The sequence below is a fragment of the Cyanobacterium sp. HL-69 genome (genome assembly GCA_002813895.1).
GTDB lineage: Bacteria > Cyanobacteriota > Cyanobacteriia > Cyanobacteriales > Cyanobacteriaceae > Cyanobacterium.
In genome coordinates this window covers 1,124,435-1,147,591 of record CP024912.1, presented here as the reverse complement: position 1 = coordinate 1,147,591, position 23,157 = coordinate 1,124,435, and the positions used below count along the sequence as shown (strand labels likewise).

The following is a 23,157-nucleotide window of genomic DNA, read 5'->3' as shown; positions in this document are numbered from 1 at the left end:
AATATTTTAGGGTGAATCTTGACTATCCAAAATATGTGCCCAAAAAATTTTTGATTAGTAGGATTTATTGATTGACCATATACATTTTTGAGAGGATTTTTTAAGGATGTTTAGACATTTTTTCAAAATAATGTAATTCAATATACACTGATTTTAACTTTTGATAAAAAATAACATGAAACAGATAATAAAAAAATTCCAGTACTTTATTCTTGGGATTCTTTGTTGTGGTTTAATCGTTGCTTGTAATAATACTGCGACAGTAGATAATACTACCAACACCACAGAAAGTAATGGACGTATTAGTTTTGGTACTACCCTCAGAGCGAGAACTTTAGACCCTGCAGACAGCTATGATTTAGCAGGAATGAATCTCATTTATAACATTGGGGAAAGTCTTTATACTTACAATGTAGGTACCACCGAATTAGTACCACTTTTAGCCACGGATATGCCTACCATCAGTGATGACGGACTAATTTATACTATACCTTTGCGCGAAGGGGTTAAGTTCCATGATGGAACAGATTTCAATGCCGAAGCGATGAAATTTTCCCTAGATAGATTTATGGAAAATGGGGGTAAACCTTCTTTCTTGTTAACAGATATTATTGAGGAGGTGACACCCACGGCAGAGAATGAGTTGCAAATTACTTTAAAACAACCTTTTTCGGCTTTTCCTGCTTTGTTGGCTTTTCCTGGGGCTTGTGCGGTATCTCCTGATAACTACACCATCGGACAGGGGGAGTTTCAACCCAATGAGTTGGTGGCCACTGGCCCTTATAAGTTAGTTTCTTTTGACAGTGATTCGGCAAAATTAGACGTTTTTGAAGACTATTGGGGAGAGATACCGAGTAATGAGGGTTTAGATATACAAATTTTTGCTGATAATTCGGCGAATCTTTACAACAGCTTTATCACAGGGGCGTTGGATGTAGGTTATCAGTCTTTTGCCCCAGAGCAAACGGTAAGTTTATTGGAAGATGCCGAAGGTGGAAGTTTTCAAGCCTTAGAAGGACAAGGTACCGTAATTTCCTATATGTCTTTGAATCGTAATCAGCCTCCTTTGGATCAATTGGAGGTGCGTCAGGCGATCGCCCTTATAATGAATAGAGGGTTAATGGTGGAAAGAGTGACTCAGGGGTTATCAGAGCCTCTTTACTCCATGATTCCCAGTGCGTTTGATGTTTATCAACCTGTATTTGAGCAAGTGTATCCCGATGATAATGCCGAGTTAGCCAAGGAATTGTTATCAGAGGCTGGTTTTTCGGCGGAGAATCCTGCTCAAATTGAAATATGGTATCCCTCCACCTCGCGTCCCCGTACCGCTGTAGCCAATACCTTAAGGGCGATCGCCGAGCAGCAGTTGGATGGTATGATTGAGTTTCAACCCCAAGGAGTAGAAAGTGCCACAGCTTTTAGTAATCTAAGCCAAGGGACTTATCAAACTTTTTTGGGAGATTGGTACCCCGACTTTTTAGATCCTGATAACTATGTTCATCCTTTCTTGAGTTGCCCCAATGGTAATGACGAAGAAGGTTGTATTGAAGGAGGAGCTCAGAATCAAGGTTCATTTTTCTACAATGAGCGCGTTAATGAGTTGATTAATGATGCGAGAAGAACAAATGATCCTAATCAACGGGAGCAAGATTTTCGAGAAATTCAAGAAATATTAGGGCAAGAAGTTCCCTATATCCCCATCTGGCAAACCAAAGAGTATGCCTTTGCCCAAAATGGTGTTGAAGGAGTGGCGATAAATCCTAGTCAAACTTTTCCTTTTTGGACTATTAGTAAATAAGTATTGTTTATATGGCTTCAGTGTTGGGTTTAATTTTTTAACCCAACCTACAACTATCCCATCAAGATACACATTACACTAAATCTTGTTTCAATAATATATTAATTAGGGCGGGGAACAGGCAACAGATAGTAATTGTTTACTGTCATTTGTTACACGGGGAACAATAGTAAACTTTACTAATCGGATTTGGTATTACTAGATGGAAATAGATAAATGAACTACTTTGATTTAAGTTATTAAGGCGAAAAAACTAGAGGTTAGAATTGTAAGTAAATATGAAAATTTTTACATTAAATTGATGAAAACGATCCTCAAAAGCTCCCAAATTCGTCCAGAAATCCTTGATTTACAACCTCAATTGGTGGAGTGGCGCAGGAGAATGCACCAATATCCAGAGTTAGGTTTTAGGGAAAATTTGACCGCTGATTTTATTGGTTATAAACTCCAGGAATGGGGCATTGAGCATCAAAGGGGTGTTGCGAAAACTGGCATTGTCGCCACCATTAAGAGCAACTTTGAGGGTAAGGTGTTAGCTATTCGGGCGGATATGGATGCTTTACCTGTATTTGAGTTAAACGAAGTTCCTTACAAGTCTCGTCATGAGGGGGTTATGCACGCTTGTGGTCATGATGGGCATAGTGCGATCGCCCTTGGCATAGCCCATTATTTAGCCCATAACAAAGATAAATTTAGGGGTACTGTCAAAATTATCTTTCAACCCGCCGAAGAAGGGCCCGGGGGCGCTAAACCCATGATCGAAGAAGGGGTTTTAAAAAATCCTGATGTAGATGCCATCATCGGCTTACATTTGTGGAATAACCTTCCTCTGGGTACGGTGGGAGTGAGGGAAGGGGCATTAATGGCGGCGGTGGAGTGTTTTAAATGTCAAATTTTTGGCAAAGGTGGTCATGGGGCGATGCCTGATCAAACCGTTGATTCTATTATGGTAGGTGCTCAAATCGTTAATAGCTTACAAACCATCGTTAGTCGAAATATTAAACCCACAGATTCAGCGGTGGTAACTGTGGGAACTTTTGAAGGAGGTACTGCTTTAAATGTCATTGCCGACACGGTAAAAATGAGTGGTACGGTACGCTACTTTAACCCAAAATATGAAAACTTTATCGGTGAAAGAATCGAAGCCATCATAAAAGGTATCTGTGAGAGCCACGGGGCAAAATACGACCTTGATTATTGGCAACTATATCCTCCCGTTATTAACAATGCTCGTATTACTGAATTAGTAAGAAGTGTTGCCCTTGATGTGGTAGAAACTCCTTTAGGAGTAGTGCCAGAGTGTCAAACCATGGGGGGAGAAGATATGTCCTTTTTCTTACAACAAATACCAGGATGTTACTTCTTTTTGGGTTCGGCTAATGCAGACAAGGGTTTAAATTTTCCCCACCATCATCCCCGTTTTGATTTTGATGAAACTGCCCTAAGTCTTGGGGTAGAAGTCTTTGCCCGTTGTGTGCAAAAAATCAATGATTAAATCATTTTTTTAGCGCACCCTAATCATAACTATTCGCCCACAAAAAAATTATTATTAATTAACTCTTGTTTGAGCTTTTTATAATATGGGGGGGCAATGGATAAAGCTCCATTTTCTCTTATGAGAATAGATTCTCTTAAAAGTCTTTGTATTCGGGCTTCTATTTGACTTTCTGGCTCCCCTAAACTAAGGGCTAAATGGGTGCGATTAATATGATTGTGTATTAAAACAGAATGAACTAAATAACGATCATCAATGGTCAGGGATGCTAAATCTGGTAGCCTAGGGGTAATTTGTTGTAAAGTGTACCGGGATTCTTGGTCTAAAATGTCCTCGAAGGTAATTTGAGCTAGTTTATCTTCTTCTACATTTTCTTTGCCTAATCTTAGGCTATTTATCCATAGGTTTAAGGCAATACTGGGGATTCCTGATGATTCTTCGGCTAAATAAGTCCAATAACTTTCGTCACGATTATCTTCTGAGGTATCATTGATTAGTTGCTGATTTTTAGTAAATTTATTACTCACAACGGTTTTTACTACAGGATCTAACCAATTTTTTAACATCTCTCCGTCCAAGGTTGGTAAGGCATGAATGCTATTAAAGTAGGCTTTAATTTGACATACATAATTAAGAAAATCCCATGCTAGATGGTTACAGCCAATAATCCAAAAACAATTAGGGTTATGAATGATTATCTCTCTTAGGAAGATGACACTGTTCCACCCTTCTATATCACGCAAGAAGAGTTGTTCGAGGTTAGGTATGACGATGATAGTTGTTCTTTCTTCGAGGGATTCTTCGTCGGGTATGGTGTCTATATCGTTGAGGTTTTCTATTTCAACTTGGGGGTGAAGTTCAAAACTTTGTTTGATTTGTTCGGTAATGGTTAAGAAGTTGCGGGGGCGATGGGAAAAGGGTAGGGGGGTAATAATTTCGAGGGTGGGTCGATCGCCCTTCCAATTTTCAATACTATTGTCTATTATTTTAGAAAGATTTTCGATGGGATTTCCCAAAATTACAATACTATTTTCAGCTTTTGGATTTTCTAACCATTTTTTTAGTATAGGGGCGATCGCATATTGGACGCTATCTTGATAGGTTGTAGGGCAATCAAGGGATTCAACATATTCTTTGATGTCTGTTTTTAAAAATGGAGGAAGTTCTAATAAATGATCTTTATCTTGATTAATGGTTTGAGTTTTTATGAATAAAGATTTTATTTTATTGTTGATATTCGTTAACCAAGATTTCGCCATCAACCCTTCTCGCAATTTCATTTACAGTCAATCAAAATAACATTAGCAAAGAATAAGCTAAAAAAACATTATTATTTCAAACAAAGTTATGGGAACTTATCCATGGGTTTGTTGAATATTCGGGCAGATATTACCTTCTAATTTTTCGGCAAATTGCCACCCTGATAAAATCGCTTTTAATTCACTTTGCAAAATCTGTAATTGCTCAATTTGTTGCTCAATATTATCTAATTTCTCCAATAAAACTTCTTTGGCGACACCGCAAGGAATTTCACCCTTATCATAAATCTTTAAAATATTATCAATTTCTTTTAAACTTAAACCGAGAGATTGCGATCGCCGAATAAAACTAAGACGATTAAAAATAGATTGATAAAATAAGCGATAACCTACTTTATTACGACTAATATCAGGAGTCAATAAACCGAGATCATCATAGTAGCGGATAGTTTTGATGGGAATACCACTCACAGAAGCAACTTCACCAATTTTTAAAAGATTTGGTTGATTTTTACTATCAGTATTCACGATAATCTTGTTTTCTACGTAATACAGGTAAAGGTTCGGCAAAGGTGTGCTCACTCTCAGGCAAATAACGACGGGGAGTATTGCGAGGAATTTTTTTCTGGGGTTTTTGAGTTTGCAACCAACGCATCATCAACCCCGTTATCACAAATAAAAGTCCAAAAGACATAAGACTCCAATGTTCACTAAATCCTCCCATGGCTAACTCTATCGCTCCGAAGGTGAAAATAAAAGCTGAAATAGGCTCTTGACGATAAACAGATTTTAATGATTTGGGAAATTTAGATTTCATAAAGATACATTAAAGCATATACATCCATTATATGATAATCATTTTCCCCCTGAAGTTATCAAAGAAAAAAGGTAGTACGCCTCCACAAAATCAGTTTTTAAATTCAGTTAATTAAGAAAGGCGAGGTTAAGAGTATCTCGGAGAATTAGGAAGATACCTAAACCTAAGAGTAAGACTAGCCCTGTTTGCATTATGCCTTCTTGTAGTTTGTTGGGGAGTGGTTTACCAGAAATGCCTTCTACGAGCAAAAATGCTAGTTGTCCACCGTCTAGGGCGGGAAGGGGTAAAATGTTGATAACGGCAAGGTTTATGCTGATTAACGCTCCAAACTGGAATAGGTTGCCTAAGTCGCTTTTGGCTAATTGGGCCCCTACTGCAACGATCGCCACAGGGCCGGCTACTTGGTTGGCATTTTCTTGGAAATTGGTAATCAGTTGACCAAATCCTTGGACGGTTAGTGTGGTGTACCGTTGAAATTGTTTAGCACCGAAGGTGAAGGCCTCAATAATATTGTCTGGTTTACGGCGGCTAAATTCTCCGTTGGGGGATAACATAACCCCGATTTTTCCTTTCCCATTGTCCCCTACTTCGGGGGTGATGGGGATGTTGAAAGTTTCTTCATTTCTTTGGATAGTAAATTCTAAACTTTGGTTGGGGGAGTCTTGGATTCTATCTCTCAGGATTGAAATGGCTTCTTCGGAGGTGGGAAGGGTAAGATTTTCGATTTTTAAAATCACATCTCCGCTTTGTAGTCCTGCTCTTTGGGCTGGGGATTCTACTTCTTCAAGGATTTCGGGAATCAATACCCCTGGTTGAAAATTAACGTCTTGAATACCGACACTAAGGGATTGACCCACTAAAAGAAAGTATGCGAAGATAAGATTGGCTATAACACCTGCACTAATGACGATCGCACGGTCTAACACAGGACGATTACGCAACAAATCGGGATCATCTAGGGGTATATCGCTTTCGGGATCATCATCGGGAAAACCCACGTAACCACCAAGGGGAAAAGCTCTGATGGCGTATTCGGTTTCTTTACCGTCATATTTTGCTAATACGGGGCCAAAACCGATGGAAAATTTACTGACTCGAATTCCCTGTAATCTTGCCGCCCCAAAGTGTCCCAGTTCGTGGACTACGATTAAAAGTGCTAAAACTGCGATCGCCGCTAGTACTGACATATTAATTATACGATTATCTATATTGACATTCTTTTCTAGTTTAGCTGTTCAGTTGCTTTTTTGCTTTTTGCCACAGCGCTTCTAGCTCATTAATGGGGTATTCTGATAAGGATTTATCGGCATATTTTTCCATCAACTGCAATCGTTTAATAAATCTCTTATTTGTACCCTGCAATGCCCTAGAAACATCTAGTTTATACCACCGAGCGATATTAACAATGGTAAAAAGTAAATCCCCTAACTCCTCTTGGGCATGATTCATGTCTTCCTCTTCTATGGCTTCTTGAAACTCTGCCAACTCCTCATCAAACTTATCCCATACCCCCTCCACATTTTCCCACTCAAACCCTGCCTTGGCGGCTTTCTTGGATATTTTTTCACTGGCCATGAGAGGAGGTAAGCTACGGTGATAATTGGTCAATTTTTGGCTCAAAAGAGCGGATTCTGGCTTTTCTTGTTCTTTGATTTTTTCCCAATTTTCGTGAACTTCTGCGGTGCTGTTTACTTGTACATCAGCGAATACATGGGGATGACGACGGATTAATTTTTCGGTAATATTTTGGGCTACTTTTTCGAGGTCAAAATCACCGTTATCTTGGGCTACTTGGGCTTGTAATACTACCTGTAATAACAAGTCTCCTAACTCGTCAGCAATGGCTTCTTGGTTGCCTGATTCGATGGCATCTACCGCTTCATAAGCCTCCTCTATGATGTAGGGAATGAGAGATTTTTGGGTTTGGGCTAAATCCCACGGACAACCCCCCTGGGGCGATCGCAATTTAGCCACCACTTGAATTAATTTGTCAAGGGCGATGAGGATTTTTTGATTAGTCTGAAAAGCATCCATAGTTTTTGATTGGGAGTAAAAAAATTATTAATATTTATGGGATTGATTCCCTCGTTACCTAAAATCTCGATTATATTAGTAGTTGGGTCATTGCAAGTCAGCATCAATGGATTTATTAGAATATCAAGCCAAAAAATTATTTCAAAGAGTAGGTATCCCTGTATTACCTTCCCAACCATTATCAAGCGCCAGTGAATTAAAAAGTCTCCAAATTCCTTATCCTGTGGTACTAAAATCTCAGGTGATGGCCAGTGGTAGGGCGAAACTAGGAGGAGTCAAATTTGTTAGTAATACGATAGATGCGATCGCCGCTTGTCAATCTATCTTTAGCCTTGCCATCGAAAAAGAATATCCCAAAGTAGTGTTAGCCGAGAGTCGTTACAACACCCAAAAGGAAGTATTTTTGGCAATTATGCTCGATTATAAACTCAAAAAACCCGTCATTTTTGGCTCCGCCCAAGGAGGAATCAACATCGAAGAATTGCTCACTAGCCTTGTGTGTTGCCCCGTAGAAGATGAATATTCCCCCTTTTATGGTCGTCGTTTAGCCAAAACCATGGGACTCAAAGGCAAAACTATCAATGCGGTGAGTAATATTATCGATAAAATGTATCAGCTATTTATCGAACAAGATTTGGATATGATTGAGATAAACCCCCTCGGCATTAACCAAGATGGGGCGGTGATGGCCCTTGATGGTAAAATCAGGGTTAATGATTATGGTTTACCCCGTCACCCAGAATTATTAGATTTAATTAAACCTATTCAAAGTTCTGAAACTTATCAGGATATTTATTCTTCCCTAGATAAGTCATTTTATTCTCAAATTAATGTTAATAATGATGGTAATACAGCTCTTATTTCTGCAAGTATAGACAAAGCTATTTTTACTATTAACAATACTTCAAAAATTATAAAAAAAGATGACGTAAATTCTTGCTTTATAATTGAAGATGCTTATAATAAAATAACTTCAGAGCAAATTAACAAAATATTTTATCAAATAATTAAGCGTAATAACATAACAAAAGTATTAGTTGATTTACCCCTCGAACATCAATTTAATTATCGTTTAATACAAGTTATTTCAAAACATTATCCCTCAGATTTTTCTCACTGGTCAAACAAAAATGAGGAAAGGGGCGATCGCCCCACAGGAACAAGATTTCAAAATATACAGTCTAACCAAAACAAATCCTCCTTTGCCCTCCGAAAAATAGACTGGATAATAAAAACAAAAGGAGACAAACTAAATAATCAATTTAGTAACTTACCCATAACAATAATTAACATAATAGGAGACAAAATTTCTTAAAATAAAAATACCAAAACCAATTGTATTTCCCCATCCTCCTTAATTCTAAGGCAATAGTTCATGACACCCATTATTTGTCCAAAATGTGGATATAGTAATCAAGATGATAGTAAATTTTGTACTTTTTGTGGTCATCACATGGAATTCCCTGTACAAAATTTTAAAGTCAATTTTGACTCAATAGTTAATGAAGAGCAAATAGTTCAATCTTTAGAAGATGAAAGTATCACAGAAATTAACACGGGCGATAATTTTCTCATACAGGTAAAAAATAATTTATCCCAAACACCTGATGATAGTGAAGATGATATACCCACTATTGCTAACTGGAACATTCCTACAGAATTAGACACTACCATTGATGACGATAACTCCAGTCCTCGGACAGTTATTGATGTTCGGGTTGCTAACTCAGTTAATAAAAAAAGTCTTGCTTTAATTAATCCTGATACTAATAAACAATTTATTTTTTCTGAAGACAAAAAAATATTTTATTGTGGGAGATATAACGAAGATTTTTCTGTAGATATGGACTTTTCTGGACTTCCTCACAGTGATATTGTCTCTAGGGTTCATTTCATCTTTCACATTGACTCAGATAGTTGTTATATAGAGGATGCAGGAAGTTCTAACGGTACCTTTTTAAATGGAAAACAGGTAAAAAGTGGTCATATTCATCGTCAAAAAATTAATATTGGAGATGAAATTCGGTTAGGTAAAACCTCTCAATTAAAACTTCTCTTTCAAGAAATTGAAAATGTCGTTTATTCTCCTTCTGAATAAATAGCTGAGGTATGATGAAAAAAAGATAATTATGTTTAATTTTTAAAATATAAAAAGAGAATAAAAAAATGAAAAACAAATTAGTAGTTTTGACCATATTATCAGGGTTAAGTTTCGGCACTTTAACACAAAATTCCCCTGCGATCGCCCAAAATCGTAATCTTTATCGTTGTGTAATGAAAAACGATGCACCCACCACTGTGGTAGATACCCCCAGAGGACGCATTGATTTGATTGTCTGGAAAACAGAAATTCCCCGTGGATGGTCCCCCGTGAGAAGATGTCAAGAGATTACTAAAAGATTTCAAGCATTTTCTGACCGTGGCGCATTACGTTATGTCACTAGCGGACGCTTGAATAATCAACAGGTTATCTGTGTGGCAGAAAACCGTCCTGGAAGAGGCATTAGTTGCCGTAATGATGGATTATTGCTAACTTTACAACCTAATGATAATCCTCAACAGGTTATGGAACAACTATTTGATATTTCTGCGAGGGTAAGAGGCTCTAATCCTATCACCAGAAGTATTGAGGGGGGAAATATCTTAGCGGTTAATCGTTTTTTAGCGGAGGTTGAGATTACTGAGGATGACGAAGATGTAGAAGTTATTGATATTACCGATAAAGATATTGACGAGATTTCTGATTTAATCGATGAGGAAGAATTGGAAGAAGATAACCAGCCCGTGGTAACTCCCGCACCTTGTTCCCCTGAACAATCAGATTTACAACCTATGGAAAAACATGAAGACCTTGATTAGGTAATGAGATAAAGTAGTTCGGGTGCGCTGAGTAAATCAAAATGAAGGCACAAAACAGGAGTGTAAAAAATTAATTTTGATTACTCCATCTTCTCGCCCTCACGACTTCTCTTTTTCCGCAACGCTTACTCCGTTTACTGATACCATGGAGTCAAAGTTAATTGCTCATAGTCTAATTTGTCATGTCTTTTCTACCAAAATATCGACCCCAAAAACTCTCTCTAGGATTTTTGGAAGAGGAAATTTTAGAGATTTTGTGGGATTTAGGAACAGCGACAGTGAAAGAAATTCACGATCGCATTTTAGCAGATCCAGATCGTGAATTGGCTTATGCTTCTGTCACCACGGTTTTACATCGTTTAACGAAAAAAGGCTGGTTAAAATATCATAAACAAGGACGAGCTTTTTGTTGGACTCCCTTAATTTCTCGCTCTCAAGCCCAAGCTATTCAGTCCTATGAGCAGTTACAGAGCTTTTTGGCCGTCAGTAATCCTGACTTGGTAGCTTCCTTTGCAGATAGTCTTGATACAGCCAGTGTAGAGCAAATAAGTGCGATCGCCTCTCGCCTAGAACAAATTCGCAAACAAAGGAAACAGGAGGATTAAATGCACTTTCTTGTAATTTTTCTTGCCATTATATGTGCTTATATAATCCGTTATATTAGCCAGATTTCCTTTTTTAAAAACAAGAGAAATTGGAGTTATTCATTATTCTTTTTTATTGCCCCTGTATTACTAATTTTAATGAGTAGTATCGCCATTGTCACCATGGGTTATAAAGGACAAATGTGGGGATTTCAGGCAACCATTATTAGTTATATATTAGCGTGGCTATGTTTAGGATTTGCCATTATTAACTTACTAATTTATGCCATAGAAATCAAGTTTGTTTCTCAAAAAATAGATAAATTTAAAGAAAAAGAAGTATTAGGGCAAAAGGTTAAAATTCTAGAAACATCTTTTCCCTATGCTGGATTAATGGGTTTTTCAACCCAGGAAAAAGGCTTTTTACAATCTTTGAATAAATCCTATCTAGTCTTAAGTAAAGGGTTAATCCAATTATTATCAAAAGAGCACCTACAAGCAGTAATGGCTCACGAAAATGCCCATCAACTACACAATGACCCTTTAATATTTTTCTGTTTATCCTATTGTAAAAGAATTACTTTTTGGTTGCCAAATAACGATATTCTTTGGCAAGACTTAGTACTATTGAGAGAGTTGAGAGCAGATAATACCGCTTCAAAATCCGTCGATTTCTTATTATTGGCAGAGTCTTTATTAATAGTTACTCAAACAGCCATGAAAGAAAAAAGTCCCCTTGATAATAGTATGGTATGCCCATTTATTAATTTCCGACTCAATGAGAGAATAGATGCATTAATAAATGATGATGATAGCTTTCGTAATTTCCGCTGGTATCAACTAAGTTGGATGCTACTCGTATTTGCTCCCTTTTTTACTATTCCTTTTCATCATTAAAAATTTGGATTAACCATCAAAAAAATTACTCTACATCTTCAGAAAAACAACTTTTAAAAGTGTGCGTTAGAATACAAACGCAACTTAATATTTTTTTTGGAGGATAATTAATCCTATGGTTAGAGCAAAAACTATCGTAAAATCATTACTAGCAGTTGTCGCTCTTACTGGTTTAGCAGCTTGTCAGACTGAATTAGAAGTTCCCAATGATGCTGTCTCAGGAGATGGCACTGTGGATGAAAATGTGATGCTGGATACTCAGCCTACTATTTCCGTTGCCATGAATGCTGAGGGTAGAGAGTTTTCTCTTGATGGAGATGAAGAAGCAAACCCTACTTTATCTGTACCTCAAGGCTCTATGGTAGAGGTTACTTTCTGTAGCACTGGGGGAACCCATGACTGGGTTGTAGACGAGTTAAATGTTGCCACAGAACAAGTTAGTGACGGTGATGAGTGTAGTACAGTGGAATTTACCGCCGATCAAGTGGGAGAATTTGAGTATTATTGTAGTGTGGGCAACCACAGAGAAGAAGGAATGGTGGGAGTTTTGATCGTAGAATAATTCACTTAACACCTATCACTCAATCTTTAGTCTGTTATGGGTAGGTTTTTATTAGGTTTGTTCAGCCCCAACCTAGTTAACTTCAATTCGGGTTAAAGCTATATTTATTTTTCTGGAAATTTATAGGATTTTCAGACTACGAGAAAATAATACTTTCAGCTTATCCCGAACTCAGGTTAATTAATCTAAATCTCCTTCCATAACTAATTCTGTGGCTTTGCGGGTAGATTCTTTAAATTCCTTAATATTTACTTTATTGAGGAGTACGATCGCCCCAAGCGCCACCAAGGCTTCACAGAAAAAGACGCTACTGTATGCCAGCCAAAGGTTTGAGCCAAATATAAATTTACCAATATCTAAAACCCATCCCCCAAGGGCGATCGCAATGCCCCGTGCCATAGCCTGAGATAAACCCCAAGCCCCCACAAAAGTTCCAGCAGTTTCAGCTATGGTCAAATCCAACATAAGACTTAGAGAGCCAATGGTGGTAATCCCCGCTGCGATACCAAATAATACCATAGTACCTTTGAGGATAGATTCATTCTGAGTTAATCCAGCAAAAATGATTAAGACAAAACAGATAGCCACCAATAAACAACCAATTCTAGTGGCATTTTTCTTACCAATACGAGGTATTACCAAAAATCCAGTGGCACTATAACCCAATAAAATTCCCACTCCCCAAAAAGAGTTGAGCAAAGTAGTTTCCCCGATGCCCATACCAAACACATCTCCCCCATAGGGTTCCAACACAGACTCCTGCATAAATAGACTAGTGGTCACCATCATCAAGAAAAAGAAAAAGATAGCTGTTTGACGGGAAGAAGTTAGTACCCTCAGAGCTTGACGTAAACCTATATTTTGTTCTCTGGCTTCATTACTGGCGCGTAGATGAAAGCGAGAATACTTTTTCTCAATATTCCAAGTACCAACAAAGGCGAGAATCACTACCACCCCAGCAACTAAAAGAAAAAGCATATTAATGGGAGTTTGTAAATCTGCCACAGAAATTAAGGGATTTTCTTCCATTTCTCCCACCGCTAGGCTTCCCAAAAATACATTACCTGTAATACCTCCAATGACAATACCCACCATTAACATTGACCAAATGGTCGCAACAATTTTAGAGCGACTTTCTTCTTCGGAAATATCCACTAATAGGGCAGTAAAAGGGGTTGAACTAGCACCAAGGGCAATGCCATGTAAAATAAACATGATACCCAAACCCACAGAAGTGCCAATGGTAACAGGATTCCATTGCCAACCATTATTAACTTCGATGTTTGTGCCGAGTATCCAAACCAATTGCACCGCTATCAGGATTGTCACCCCAGCCATGACGATTCCTGTGCGAATATATCCCGTGCGATGAAATCCAAACAGTTTTTTGCCGTCAGATAGTTGTCCTAGCCACACTCGAATGGGGGCAACAAGCTGAGATAGGGCAAGAGTTCCAGCGGCTATACTTGCCGGGATAGCGAGTTCTGTAATCATCACCCGATTTAATACTGCTAGGGTTAAGACAGCCATTAAGCCTACCCCCAAATTAAATAAACCTAGTCGTAGGATAGTAAATATGCTTAAATCTGGTGGCACTGATATGGCATCATCGATGTCGGTGGGTTGATAATTATTTGTGGTCATTTTCGAAAAATATATATAAGTATTATTCTTATCTATTATTACTTAGGGTTTGATTAATAAGTGTCAAGCTAATAAACAGCAATGGAGTATGGTTATTTAGCGCACCCTAGCTATTTATGGCCTAACCTATCAATGCCTAAATTATTTGTAATACTTTTGTAGATAATTTTGATAACCTATTTTGTCCAACTCCTCTTGTTTACCGTCAACCATTTCCTTTAACTGCTCACTATATGCTTGGACTTTTTCCAATAATGCGGGTTGTTCTGAGGCTAAAATTCTGATGGCTAGTAAACCAGCATTTTGGGCGTTGCCAATGGCAACGGTGGCCACAGGAATCCCTCTGGGCATTTGCACTATGGAGTAAAGGGAGTCTAAACCTTTAAGTTGTCTAGTTTGTACGGGTACTCCAATGACGGGTAAAGGAGTTAGGGAGGCTACCATACCTGGTAAATGGGCGGCACCTCCTGCCCCTGCAATTATTACTTTGATGCCTCTTTTATGGGCGCTCTGGGCGTATTCTACCATTTTTGTGGGAGTACGATGGGCCGATACTATTTCCACTTCACAGGGTACTTCAAATTGTTCACAAATGGCGATCGCACTTACCATGGTAGGCAAATCAGAATCACTACCCATAATGATTCCTACTTGGGCTGTTTCTTGTTTCATATTTAAATTCAATTAAGACAATTTACGGGTTAAAATTTATTGCACAGAATAAGGGGAAACCTTCAGAAAATCAAGACCAGTTTCTTTCATCCCATCCAAGGTTTATCCATATTAGAGTTTTAAAACATCGGTATTAACATTAACGAGACAGGAAGAAACAAAACGATTCATCCAACCCTCCAAAAATTTGCGATTAGCCAACATTTCTTGCTCATCCTTGGTACCTAAAGGATGGGGTGCTAAACCTTGTAAGGCCGCGGTGGTTACACAATACATAGACTTTTGGAAACTAATACATATTTTAACTAACAAGTCATCTTCCCCTCGCAAGGAATTTTTATATAAACTATGGAGATAATCAGGGATATAGTGACGCATATCCTGCATTAACAAAGTGGGTGGAACCCCTGCACTGCCTACAGGTAAAGGATCAGCATATAAAGCCCCATAGGTAAAATCCTCCTGCCCATGGGGTACTTGATTGGCTTGGGCATTGTAGGAAACTGTACCTAAGAAAGGAAATCCACGAAAGAAAACCGCCTCTACGTAAGGCACAGCTGTTTCCATCAAAAAAGTTAATCCTGCTTCTTCGGGAATGATGGTATATATTTCCCCTTTTATGTCCACCTCAAAGGTAATGGGGCGAGAGGCATCGGCAACCAAGCCATCTAAAATGTGTTGTACCACATCGGGAATAGAGTTGATTTCCCCTGCATCATAACGATCTGATAAACTGAGGAACATATCACTCATTACTCGCCAAAATTGTCCTAGGGCGGCGTAATATGCCGACATCTTAGCTTGTTCTAGTAAAAAATTGGGAAAAATCTTGTTTAATCCGAGGATGAAGGGATTACTTTTTAATTTTGCTTTTATGGCGCGATCGCAATTAACCTTAAACTCTTTACTATCTACATACTCATCTAACTTTCCTCCTCCATGCCAGAGCATTCCTCGCATACAATATTCTGCATATTCGTAATTAATGCGATCGTGCCACCAATGTTTGAGTAACTTGGAGAAAGAAACATCCCCGTTAAAATATTTAAAAAATGGGAATAGCACCAAAAACTGATATTTAGCAATATAGTTGAGATTATTAGAATATTTATCTAATACTACACCATAGGATTTAAGAATCCCCACCACTTCCAGAAGATTATTAGGATTATCTTTTAAAAGGGCATCTCCTTGCTCAAATTTGTAGATATATTCAGCTAAAGGATGTTGTGATGGTTGAATAGGAGTAGTGACCATAGGCTATTATGCGCAACTATAAACGATTTTTATTTTACCACCATCAGGGGTTATCCGTTAGGATTCTCTTTTGTCGTAAGAGCAATCCCGAAGGGATCTACTTTGCCCCATGCATTTACAATAATAGTTAAAGTCAGTGTCACATTCTATATCAACTCGTGGCAAGGGGTTGTAACCCCTTGTTTTGATAAAAAAGAGGATTAATTAGAACCCGTTTGAACTAAATCAAGGGAAAAGTTTTTGACCGCATTTACAGCGACATCAAACAACTTACGGGGCTTCAAATCCCCTTGTACCAGTTGCCACAACCTTCTTACCTCTTCGGTGTGTAACCTATCATCTTCTACCAAAGCAGAAATAATTTGACGGCGTAAATAGTCTCCTTCATCCGATACTAGATACTGAAACCCTAAACCTGCGGTGGGCAAAAGGTCAAATTTATGGTCAGATTTAGCAATTTGAATCATATTCTCTAATCTTTCCCATTGGAATTTATCATCCTTAAATAATACCTCCAAAAGTCGGCGACGCATGGCGGGGGATTCTTCGGTTAATAAACGACGGGAAATATAAGGGAAAGATACCTCAACAATTTTAAAGTCAGGATTGAGGCTGAGGGCTAACCCCTCTTGGGTAACAAGAGAGCGAATAATCAGAGCAAATTTCGCTGGTACACGGAAAGGATACTCATACATCAACTCAGAAAAATCGTCGGTGATGGTTTTAAAGTTGAAGTCAGCCACACTTTGCCCCACGGCGTTGCCCAATACTTTTTCGAGGGCGGGAATAATGGGGGTAATATCAGTATCAGCGGTTAAAAAGCCTAAATCCACAAAGTCTCTAGCAAGGGCTTCATAGTCACCGTTAATCAACTGTACAATGGATGAAGCGATGGTTTCCTTGGTATGTTCATCTAGTTGATCCATCATGCCAAAGTCTATGTACGCCATTCTACCATCTGCCATGGCAAAAAGATTACCTGGATGGGGGTCAGCATGGAAAAATCCATGTTCTAATAATTGCCTTAAACCTGAAGTAACGCCTACTTTGATAATATCACTAGGGTCTAATCCTGCGGCTCGAATGCTATCAAAGTCGTTTAGTTTACAACCGTTTATCCATTCGAGGGTTAATACTTTGTGACTAGTATAACGCCAGTAGATATGGGGAACTTTTACATCATCGTCATCTCTGAAGTTAGCGGCAAATTTTTCGGCGTTTCTGCCTTCGTTGACGTAGTCGATTTCTTCAAATAGTTTGATTCCAAATTCATCCACTATGAGGGTTAAATCGTGACCTAGATTTAAGGGTAAAAAGGGGGCTATCCATTTTGAACCTAGTCTGAGTAAATATAAATCGAGGGTGATAACGGGTAGCAGTTTTGGTCGCTGTACTTTGACTGCGACGGCTTCCCCTGTGTGCAGGGTGGCTCGATATACTTGCCCTAAACTAGCTGCTGCCACTGGATTGGGGGAAATTTCTTTGTAGGCTTGATTCACGGGCATATCAAGCTCTCTTTCCATTATATCAAAGGCGGTTTCGTTATCAAAGGGAGGAAGTTGGTCTTGTAGTTTGATTAATTCTTCGAGAAAGTCTGGTTTGATTAAGTCTGGTCGAGTGGACAGGGCTTGACCAACTTTTATGAAGGCGGCGCCCAAGGAGGTGAGAATTTTCCTGAGTCTTTCGGCTCTTTTTAGTTTATTTTTTTCTTCTTGATTAAAAATTTTGTCTAAATATAATTGAATGACAAAAACGCTAAATAGGGTAACTATTTTTAGGCTACGGAATAACCCTAACCAAGGACGATTATTGTAATAACGTGCGATCGCCCTTGGATCATATTTTAGGATAGAATCAGATTCCTGCCCCCGTTGTGAGGCTATAAATGATGAATATGTCACAGGTGCTGATGTTTTTATTAATTTTTTTATACTTGTTATCTATTATACAGACTAATCAGGCGGTGCTGAAAAAGTGTTGCATTTAGGGTAATGGAAAATATTTATAACTTATTCCCTAAATTATTTTGATTCAGGGGAAAACATAACAATATTAATTGTTTTTTAAATACTATTAATTGAAGCCTAATATAATTTATTAGAACAGTTATAAAAATATATTTTTAGTCGTCTTTTTTGAAAAACTGATCTAAAAATCCACTAACAAAAGATACAATAATTGAACCAAATAAAGCATCAAAAAAACCATCTACGGCAAACCCCGGGGTAAAATAACCGACGAGGGAAAAGCAAATGGCATTAATAATCAATAAAAATAGCCCTAGGGTAAGAATGGTAAAAGGTAGGGTAAAAAGCACTAGGATTGGACGAATAATGGCATTGATAATACCAAAAACAAAAGCACCGATTAAAGCAGCTAGGGTTGTATCAATGGATATTCCTGGTAAAAGTATCTCGGCAACTAGCATGGATACTGCTGTGACGACGAGGGTAATTATAAACTGTGGCATAATATTTAATGTTTATTATGATTTTTCTTTATTTTAATATGAGAATGGAAAAATAATAGAGAATAAATTAAGTATTGTTAAATTTTAGTTCATTTGTTGTGGCATATTTTACATTGTATTAATTAGTTAATGATTAAAAATCTATTCGTTATAATTTTTTTTTGCCTTAGATGTAGAGCTTTTAAATTCAGATATAATTACCCCTATTAAGAGGATCATTGCCCCTAAAAAAACAGCCATAGGGGGAATCTCTTTGAATAGTAAAAAGGCTAAAAAAGTAGAACCCACAGGCTCTAATAAAATAACTAATGATACGGTAGTAGGGCTAAGATGACGCAATGACCAATTAAAACTGGTATGTCCTATGACTTGAGAAACGATCGCCATTAGCACTAGATAAACATATACTTGGGGTGAATAACCTACATATCCCGTGCCAAAAATGATGGGTAAGGGTAGTAAACATAAAGCGGATGTCAAATATGCGATCGCCACATATTCTCCTATTTTTAAACCTCGTTGTTGTGCCTGATTGCCCAAAAGTATATAACCACTGGCAAACCAGCTACCCAAAAGCGCAAGGAATGCCCCCAATAAAGGATTACTACCCACTGTATCCTCACCATTACCACCCAAGGCTATTATGATACTACCCCCAAGGGCGATCGCAATTCCTAACCAATTACGAAACTTTAACTTAACCCCCCACAACCACCAAGACAATAACCCTACCCAAAGAGGATTCGTCGTCACAATGGTTACCGAAGCTGCCACCGAAGTAAAACTAAGGGAAGTTATCCAAGTGGCAAAATGAAAAGCCAGACACACCCCCGCCCCCATAGCCATAAAAATGGTACGAAAATCGGTTTTGATGTGTCTTAAATTGCCGTAGGTAGGAGTAAAAATAATGGCAGTGATGAGTAAACGAGAAGAAGCCATAAACAAACTAAAACCAACATTATTGACTCCTGCTTCCTGCTGACAAAGTCGCACAAAAATTGCCGCCATGGAAACAGCAAAAACTCCGACAGTTAAAATAATTCGGACTTGCCAAAGATTAGGTAACTGTTTGATTTTTGATAGCATTACGCCTCATACCAAATCCGTAAATAAAAATATACCTTAGTTCAATTCATTGAACGATAAACTGTTAGCCTTGTAATTCATTGCAAGGCAGGGGTGATATACTCTACCATTCGGATTTAGTATCATATCCTCCCTTACCTGTAGGTATTTTTCTGCCACAAAAGTAAAAGGAGGACTTTCTATGGATAATTAAACCTTTAATGTATTTCAACCTAAACCTTTACCGACATAGGTTTTTACGTCCTCTAGCACCACCCCATTAAAGATTATTTATACAGGCTTGTACAAACCCAGAAAATAGCGGATGGGGTTGATTGGGGCGAGACTTAAACTCAGGATGAAATTGGGTAGCAATGAAGAAAGGATGGTTAGGCAACTCAACAATTTCTACCAAACGACCATCGGGGGATGTACCACTAATTTTGTAACCAGTTTCCAAGAATTTAGTGCGATAACCATTGTTAAACTCATAACGATGACGATGACGCTCATAAATTACCTCCTCTTTGTACAAAGAATAAGCAAGGGTATCAGAGGCAAGACGGCAAGGATACAACCCTAATCGCATGGTACCACCTAAGTCGATGACGTCCTGTTGTTCGGGTAAAAGATTAATAACGGGATTGGGGCTTTTTTCGTCAAATTCGGCACTGTTTGCCCCTTCTAGGTGGGCGATATTTCTACCCCATTCAATGACGCTACACTGCATTCCCAGACACAAACCGAGGAAGGGAATACGATTTTCTCTCGCATATTCAATGGCTTTGACTTTGCCATCTACCCCCCGATTACCAAATCCCCCCGGGACTAAAATTCCTTGAACATGGCTAAGATATTTATCTGCACCATTGGTTTCGATGTCTTCCGCATCTACCCAACATAACTCAATCTCGCTTTCTTCATGGATTCCTGCATGGATAAGGGCTTCAACTACGGATAAATAAGCGTCACTTAGTTGAATATATTTACCCACGATCGCAACTTTTAACTTATGATTAGGAGACTGCATTTTTTGCACCAAATTCTCCCATTTTTCGAGATCAGGGGTACGATTTTCCAGACGCAATCTTTGTAATACTTGCTCCGCTAAGCCTTCTTTCTCAAGGATTAAAGGCACTTCATAAATGCTACTAGCATCGGAGGAGGTGATCACCGCTTCAGGAAAAACGTCACAAAATTCGGCTATTTTATCCTTTATATTACTGGGGATAGTGCGATCGCACCGACAAACCAACACATCAGGCTGAATCCCCAACGAGCGCAACTCCTTCACAGAATGTTGAGTCGGTTTAGTTTTCAACTCCCCTGCCGCCGTAATCCAAGGAATGAGGGTAACGTGCATATATAAAACATTATCGCGCCCCACATCTTTTCTAAATTGACGAATCGCCTCAAGAAAAGGTAAAGACTCAATATCCCCTACCGTGCCACCAATTTCTGTAATTACCACATCAGGACTATTATTTTTAGCTACTCGATGGATGCGATGCTTAATTTCATTGGTAATATGAGGAATTACCTGCACCGTTGCCCCTTGATAATCACCCCTTCTTTCCTTATTGATTACCGATTGGTAAATAGAACCCGTGGTAACACTATTTAACCTCGAACTAGAAGTATCTGTAAAGCGTTCATAATGTCCCAAATCTAAATCCGTTTCTGCCCCATCATCGGTAACAAAAACCTCCCCATGTTGATAGGGACTCATGGTACCAGGATCTACGTTAATATAGGGATCTAACTTAAGGATAGATACAGAATAGTTACGGGATTTGAGCAAACGCCCCAAACTCGCCCCCACAATACCTTTTCCAATACTAGACACAACCCCACCCGTGACAAATACAAATTTAGTCATTTCTAATAGAAATTTGTTGAGAATTTAAAATAATAGTTAGCGATAAAAATAAAGTTACTGAAAATTAAATCAAGCCCATGGTGAGAATCATCAAAAAAAACCCTTCTCCCCTCAGAATTTTAAACCCTTTTGAGGGCAAGGATATTATATAGCTTGTTATCTTCCTTTCCCATGGCTCAAGTCAAAAGAAGGATTATATTAAGACACTTGTTTTTCAGTAACATCATAAAAGTCACCCATCCATTGTTAACCCTTGATCGTTTCTTGTCAATCGCTAATAGGGCGAGGATTATTCATAATCAATTTTTTTGATAGGGTAGGGAATGGGCAATGGTTTATGGGGGTAAATGGATAATATCAACACATTTTACTCTTCTCTAAGGATACTGTACTCTTATATTTGTAATGGTTTAAGTCCTTTGTATTTATGAGGTTAATCACTTATAAACCAATGGGAAACGATATTTATTAATGAAAATTTCGTGGCACAATAAGCGTAGATAAGTTATTCAGGAGTTATATTTATGCGTCTTTTACATACCATGCTCAGGGTAGGCAATTTGGAAGAGTCTATCAAGTTTTATTGCGATGTGTTGGGTATGAAGTTGTTAAGACAAAAAGACTATCCGGGAGGAGAGTTTACCCTTGCTTTTGTGGGTTATGGGGATGAGTCTGATCATTCTGTCATTGAGTTAACTTACAATTGGGGTAAGGATGGTTATGACATTGGGGACGGTTACGGACATATTGCCCTTGGGGTGGATGATATTTACACTACCTGCGATAAAATTAAATCTCTTGGGGGTAAGGTAATCAGAGAGCCAGGACCTATGAAACATGGTACTACAGTAATTGCTTTTGTGGAAGATCCTACGGGGTATAAGGTGGAATTGATTCAAACCAAAGATAAGTAGGTTATGATTTTTTCTCTGCTATTCTCAGTTTAGCAGAGCGCGATCGCCCATTAACCTTTTGCTCTTCTTCTGTGGGAGTAAGGGGTTTTTTGGTGATTATTTTTAAGATGTCACTATCCCGAAATTGATACTTTACAATCCTATCTTCGAGACTGTGAAAACTAATAATGGCAATTCTGCCTTCTGGTTTGAGCCATAGCGGGGCGTTGCCCAGAAAAGAGGTAAGGGAGTCTAATTCTTGATTTACGGCAATGCGTAGGGCTTGGAAAGTCCTTGTGGCGGGGTGTATCCTACCATAACGGGCTTTGGGGGGGTAACAAAGGGCGATCGCACTGGCTAACTCCGTGGTGGTGGTAAAGGGGCGTTTTTCCACGATTTTCCGAGCAATACGGCGAGACAGTCTTTCCTCCCCATACTGATAAATCAAGTCAGCAATTTCTTTTTCTTGCCAATGGTTCACAATTTTTTGAGCCGTCAGAGATTGATTTTGATCCATTCGCATATCCAACTCCCCTTCATGACGGAAGCTAAAACCACGCGAACCATGGTCAAATTGAGGAGAACTAACCCCCAAATCAGCCATAATGCCATCAAATTGATTCGCTTTACCTTGAAAATCGGCAAAATTGCCATGCCAAAAAGTAATTCTTTCTAAATAAGAAGAGGGTAATCTATCACGGACAGAGGCGATCGCATTTTCATCTCGATCAATCACCGTCATTGTTATACTATCATCATGACCTAACAAAATTTCTGTATGTCCTCCCCCCCCCAAAGTAGCATCAAGATAGTGTCCATTGGGCTTGGGATTAAGGCTATCTACCAATTCTTGAGCAAAAACAGAAACATGGAAAAAATCGGCAGGGGACGAAGTCATAGAATATGATAGTAAATATTAATTATATTGTTAGATTTTTGTTATTATTTGTCAACAGTTAATTGTTAACATGA

22 protein-coding genes are annotated in these 23,157 nt (G+C 38.5%); 9 read left to right on the top strand and 13 right to left on the bottom strand.

All coding sequences use genetic code 11. The annotated features are described in order from the left end of the window. Positions 1 to 175 precede the first annotated feature (175 nt). The gene (locus AA637_RS05230) at positions 176 to 1,798 is read left to right on the top strand and encodes an ABC transporter substrate-binding protein (protein ID WP_446684181.1); all 1,623 of its coding nucleotides are present in this window, start codon (positions 176 to 178) and stop codon (positions 1,796 to 1,798) included. Positions 1,799 to 2,099: 301 nt separating this feature from the next. Next, entirely contained in the window at positions 2,100 to 3,293 is a 1,194-nt protein-coding gene (locus AA637_RS05225) for a M20 metallopeptidase family protein (protein WP_069791807.1), read from the top strand. 29 nt (positions 3,294 to 3,322) lie between these two features. Here the strand turns inward: AA637_RS05225 and AA637_RS05220 are convergent, their stop codons facing one another. The 5 genes from AA637_RS05220 to mazG form a co-directional block, all read right to left on the bottom strand. Continuing rightward, a complete protein-coding gene (locus AA637_RS05220) occupies positions 3,323 to 4,552 on the bottom strand; it encodes a MarR family transcriptional regulator (protein WP_446684180.1) in 1,230 nt (409 codons plus the stop codon). Between the two features lie 96 nt (positions 4,553 to 4,648). After that, complete coding sequence (locus tag AA637_RS05215; protein WP_446684179.1) at positions 4,649 to 5,080, bottom strand: MerR family DNA-binding protein; 432 nt, start codon at positions 5,078 to 5,080, stop codon at positions 4,649 to 4,651. Continuing rightward, the gene (locus tag AA637_RS05210; RefSeq protein WP_446684178.1) at positions 5,070 to 5,369 is read right to left on the bottom strand and encodes a hypothetical protein; all 300 of its coding nucleotides are present in this window, start codon (positions 5,367 to 5,369) and stop codon (positions 5,070 to 5,072) included. The genes AA637_RS05215 and AA637_RS05210 overlap by 11 nt, the downstream gene beginning before the upstream one ends. A 107-nt stretch (positions 5,370 to 5,476) precedes the next feature. Then, positions 5,477 to 6,556, bottom strand: a complete 1,080-nt coding sequence (gene rseP / locus AA637_RS05205) for an RIP metalloprotease RseP (RefSeq protein ID WP_446684177.1) — start codon at positions 6,554 to 6,556, stop codon at positions 5,477 to 5,479. A gap of 40 nt (positions 6,557 to 6,596) precedes the next feature. Beyond that, positions 6,597 to 7,403: a nucleoside triphosphate pyrophosphohydrolase gene (gene mazG / locus AA637_RS05200; RefSeq protein WP_446684176.1), complete on the bottom strand. Its 807-nt coding sequence runs from the start codon at positions 7,401 to 7,403 to the stop codon at positions 6,597 to 6,599. Between the two features lie 106 nt (positions 7,404 to 7,509). Here mazG and AA637_RS05195 point away from each other — a divergent pair, with 106 nt between their 5' ends. From AA637_RS05195 to AA637_RS05170, 6 genes are all read left to right on the top strand, one after another. Next, complete coding sequence (locus AA637_RS05195) at positions 7,510 to 8,718, top strand: ATP-grasp domain-containing protein (protein WP_446684175.1); 1,209 nt, start codon at positions 7,510 to 7,512, stop codon at positions 8,716 to 8,718. Between the two features lie 60 nt (positions 8,719 to 8,778). Further along, a complete protein-coding gene (locus tag AA637_RS05190; protein ID WP_446684174.1) occupies positions 8,779 to 9,501 on the top strand; it encodes an FHA domain-containing protein in 723 nt (240 codons plus the stop codon). A gap of 68 nt (positions 9,502 to 9,569) precedes the next feature. After that, positions 9,570 to 10,262: a COP23 domain-containing protein gene (locus tag AA637_RS05185; RefSeq protein ID WP_446684173.1), complete on the top strand. Its 693-nt coding sequence runs from the start codon at positions 9,570 to 9,572 to the stop codon at positions 10,260 to 10,262. A 182-nt stretch (positions 10,263 to 10,444) separates the two neighbouring features. Next, positions 10,445 to 10,867, top strand: a complete 423-nt coding sequence (locus AA637_RS05180) for a BlaI/MecI/CopY family transcriptional regulator (protein WP_069791798.1) — start codon at positions 10,445 to 10,447, stop codon at positions 10,865 to 10,867. Positions 10,868 to 11,005: 138 nt separating this feature from the next. After that, the gene (locus tag AA637_RS05175) at positions 11,006 to 11,743 is read left to right on the top strand and encodes a M56 family metallopeptidase (RefSeq protein WP_446684172.1); all 738 of its coding nucleotides are present in this window, start codon (positions 11,006 to 11,008) and stop codon (positions 11,741 to 11,743) included. A gap of 115 nt (positions 11,744 to 11,858) precedes the next feature. Beyond that, complete coding sequence (locus AA637_RS05170) at positions 11,859 to 12,305, top strand: cupredoxin domain-containing protein (protein WP_446684171.1); 447 nt, start codon at positions 11,859 to 11,861, stop codon at positions 12,303 to 12,305. A 180-nt stretch (positions 12,306 to 12,485) separates the two neighbouring features. Here AA637_RS05170 and AA637_RS05165 read toward each other — a convergent pair whose 3' ends face one another. The 7 genes from AA637_RS05165 to AA637_RS05135 all read right to left on the bottom strand — a co-directional run bounded on the left by AA637_RS05165 (position 12,486) and on the right by AA637_RS05135 (position 21,292). Next, positions 12,486 to 13,949 (bottom strand): BCD family MFS transporter, encoded by a 1,464-nt coding sequence (locus AA637_RS05165; RefSeq protein WP_446684170.1) that lies wholly within the window; start codon positions 13,947 to 13,949, stop codon positions 12,486 to 12,488. A gap of 141 nt (positions 13,950 to 14,090) precedes the next feature. Beyond that, on the bottom strand, positions 14,091 to 14,621 hold the full coding sequence (gene purE / locus AA637_RS05160) for a 5-(carboxyamino)imidazole ribonucleotide mutase (RefSeq protein ID WP_446684169.1): 531 nt from the start codon (positions 14,619 to 14,621) through the stop codon (positions 14,091 to 14,093). Between the two features lie 111 nt (positions 14,622 to 14,732). Further along, a complete protein-coding gene (locus AA637_RS05155; protein WP_446684168.1) occupies positions 14,733 to 15,878 on the bottom strand; it encodes a CO2 hydration protein in 1,146 nt (381 codons plus the stop codon). A 200-nt stretch (positions 15,879 to 16,078) separates the two neighbouring features. Next, entirely contained in the window at positions 16,079 to 17,779 is a 1,701-nt protein-coding gene (locus AA637_RS05150; RefSeq protein ID WP_446684167.1) for an ABC1 kinase family protein, read from the bottom strand. A 221-nt stretch (positions 17,780 to 18,000) separates the two neighbouring features. Further along, the gene (locus tag AA637_RS05145) at positions 18,001 to 18,348 is read right to left on the bottom strand and encodes a phage holin family protein (protein ID WP_069791791.1); all 348 of its coding nucleotides are present in this window, start codon (positions 18,346 to 18,348) and stop codon (positions 18,001 to 18,003) included. 141 nt (positions 18,349 to 18,489) lie between these two features. Then, a complete protein-coding gene (locus tag AA637_RS05140) occupies positions 18,490 to 19,434 on the bottom strand; it encodes a DMT family transporter (RefSeq protein WP_446684166.1) in 945 nt (314 codons plus the stop codon). Positions 19,435 to 19,693: 259 nt separating this feature from the next. Continuing rightward, complete coding sequence (locus AA637_RS05135; protein WP_446684165.1) at positions 19,694 to 21,292, bottom strand: CTP synthase; 1,599 nt, start codon at positions 21,290 to 21,292, stop codon at positions 19,694 to 19,696. Positions 21,293 to 21,816: 524 nt separating this feature from the next. Here AA637_RS05135 and gloA point away from each other — a divergent pair. After that, positions 21,817 to 22,206: a lactoylglutathione lyase gene (gene gloA, locus AA637_RS05130; protein WP_446684164.1), complete on the top strand. Its 390-nt coding sequence runs from the start codon at positions 21,817 to 21,819 to the stop codon at positions 22,204 to 22,206. A 1-nt stretch (position 22,207) separates the two neighbouring features. Here the strand turns inward: gloA and rsmH are convergent, their stop codons facing one another. Continuing rightward, entirely contained in the window at positions 22,208 to 23,083 is an 876-nt protein-coding gene (rsmH, locus tag AA637_RS05125) for a 16S rRNA (cytosine(1402)-N(4))-methyltransferase RsmH (protein WP_446684163.1), read from the bottom strand. Between the last annotated feature and the right edge of the window lie 74 nt (positions 23,084 to 23,157).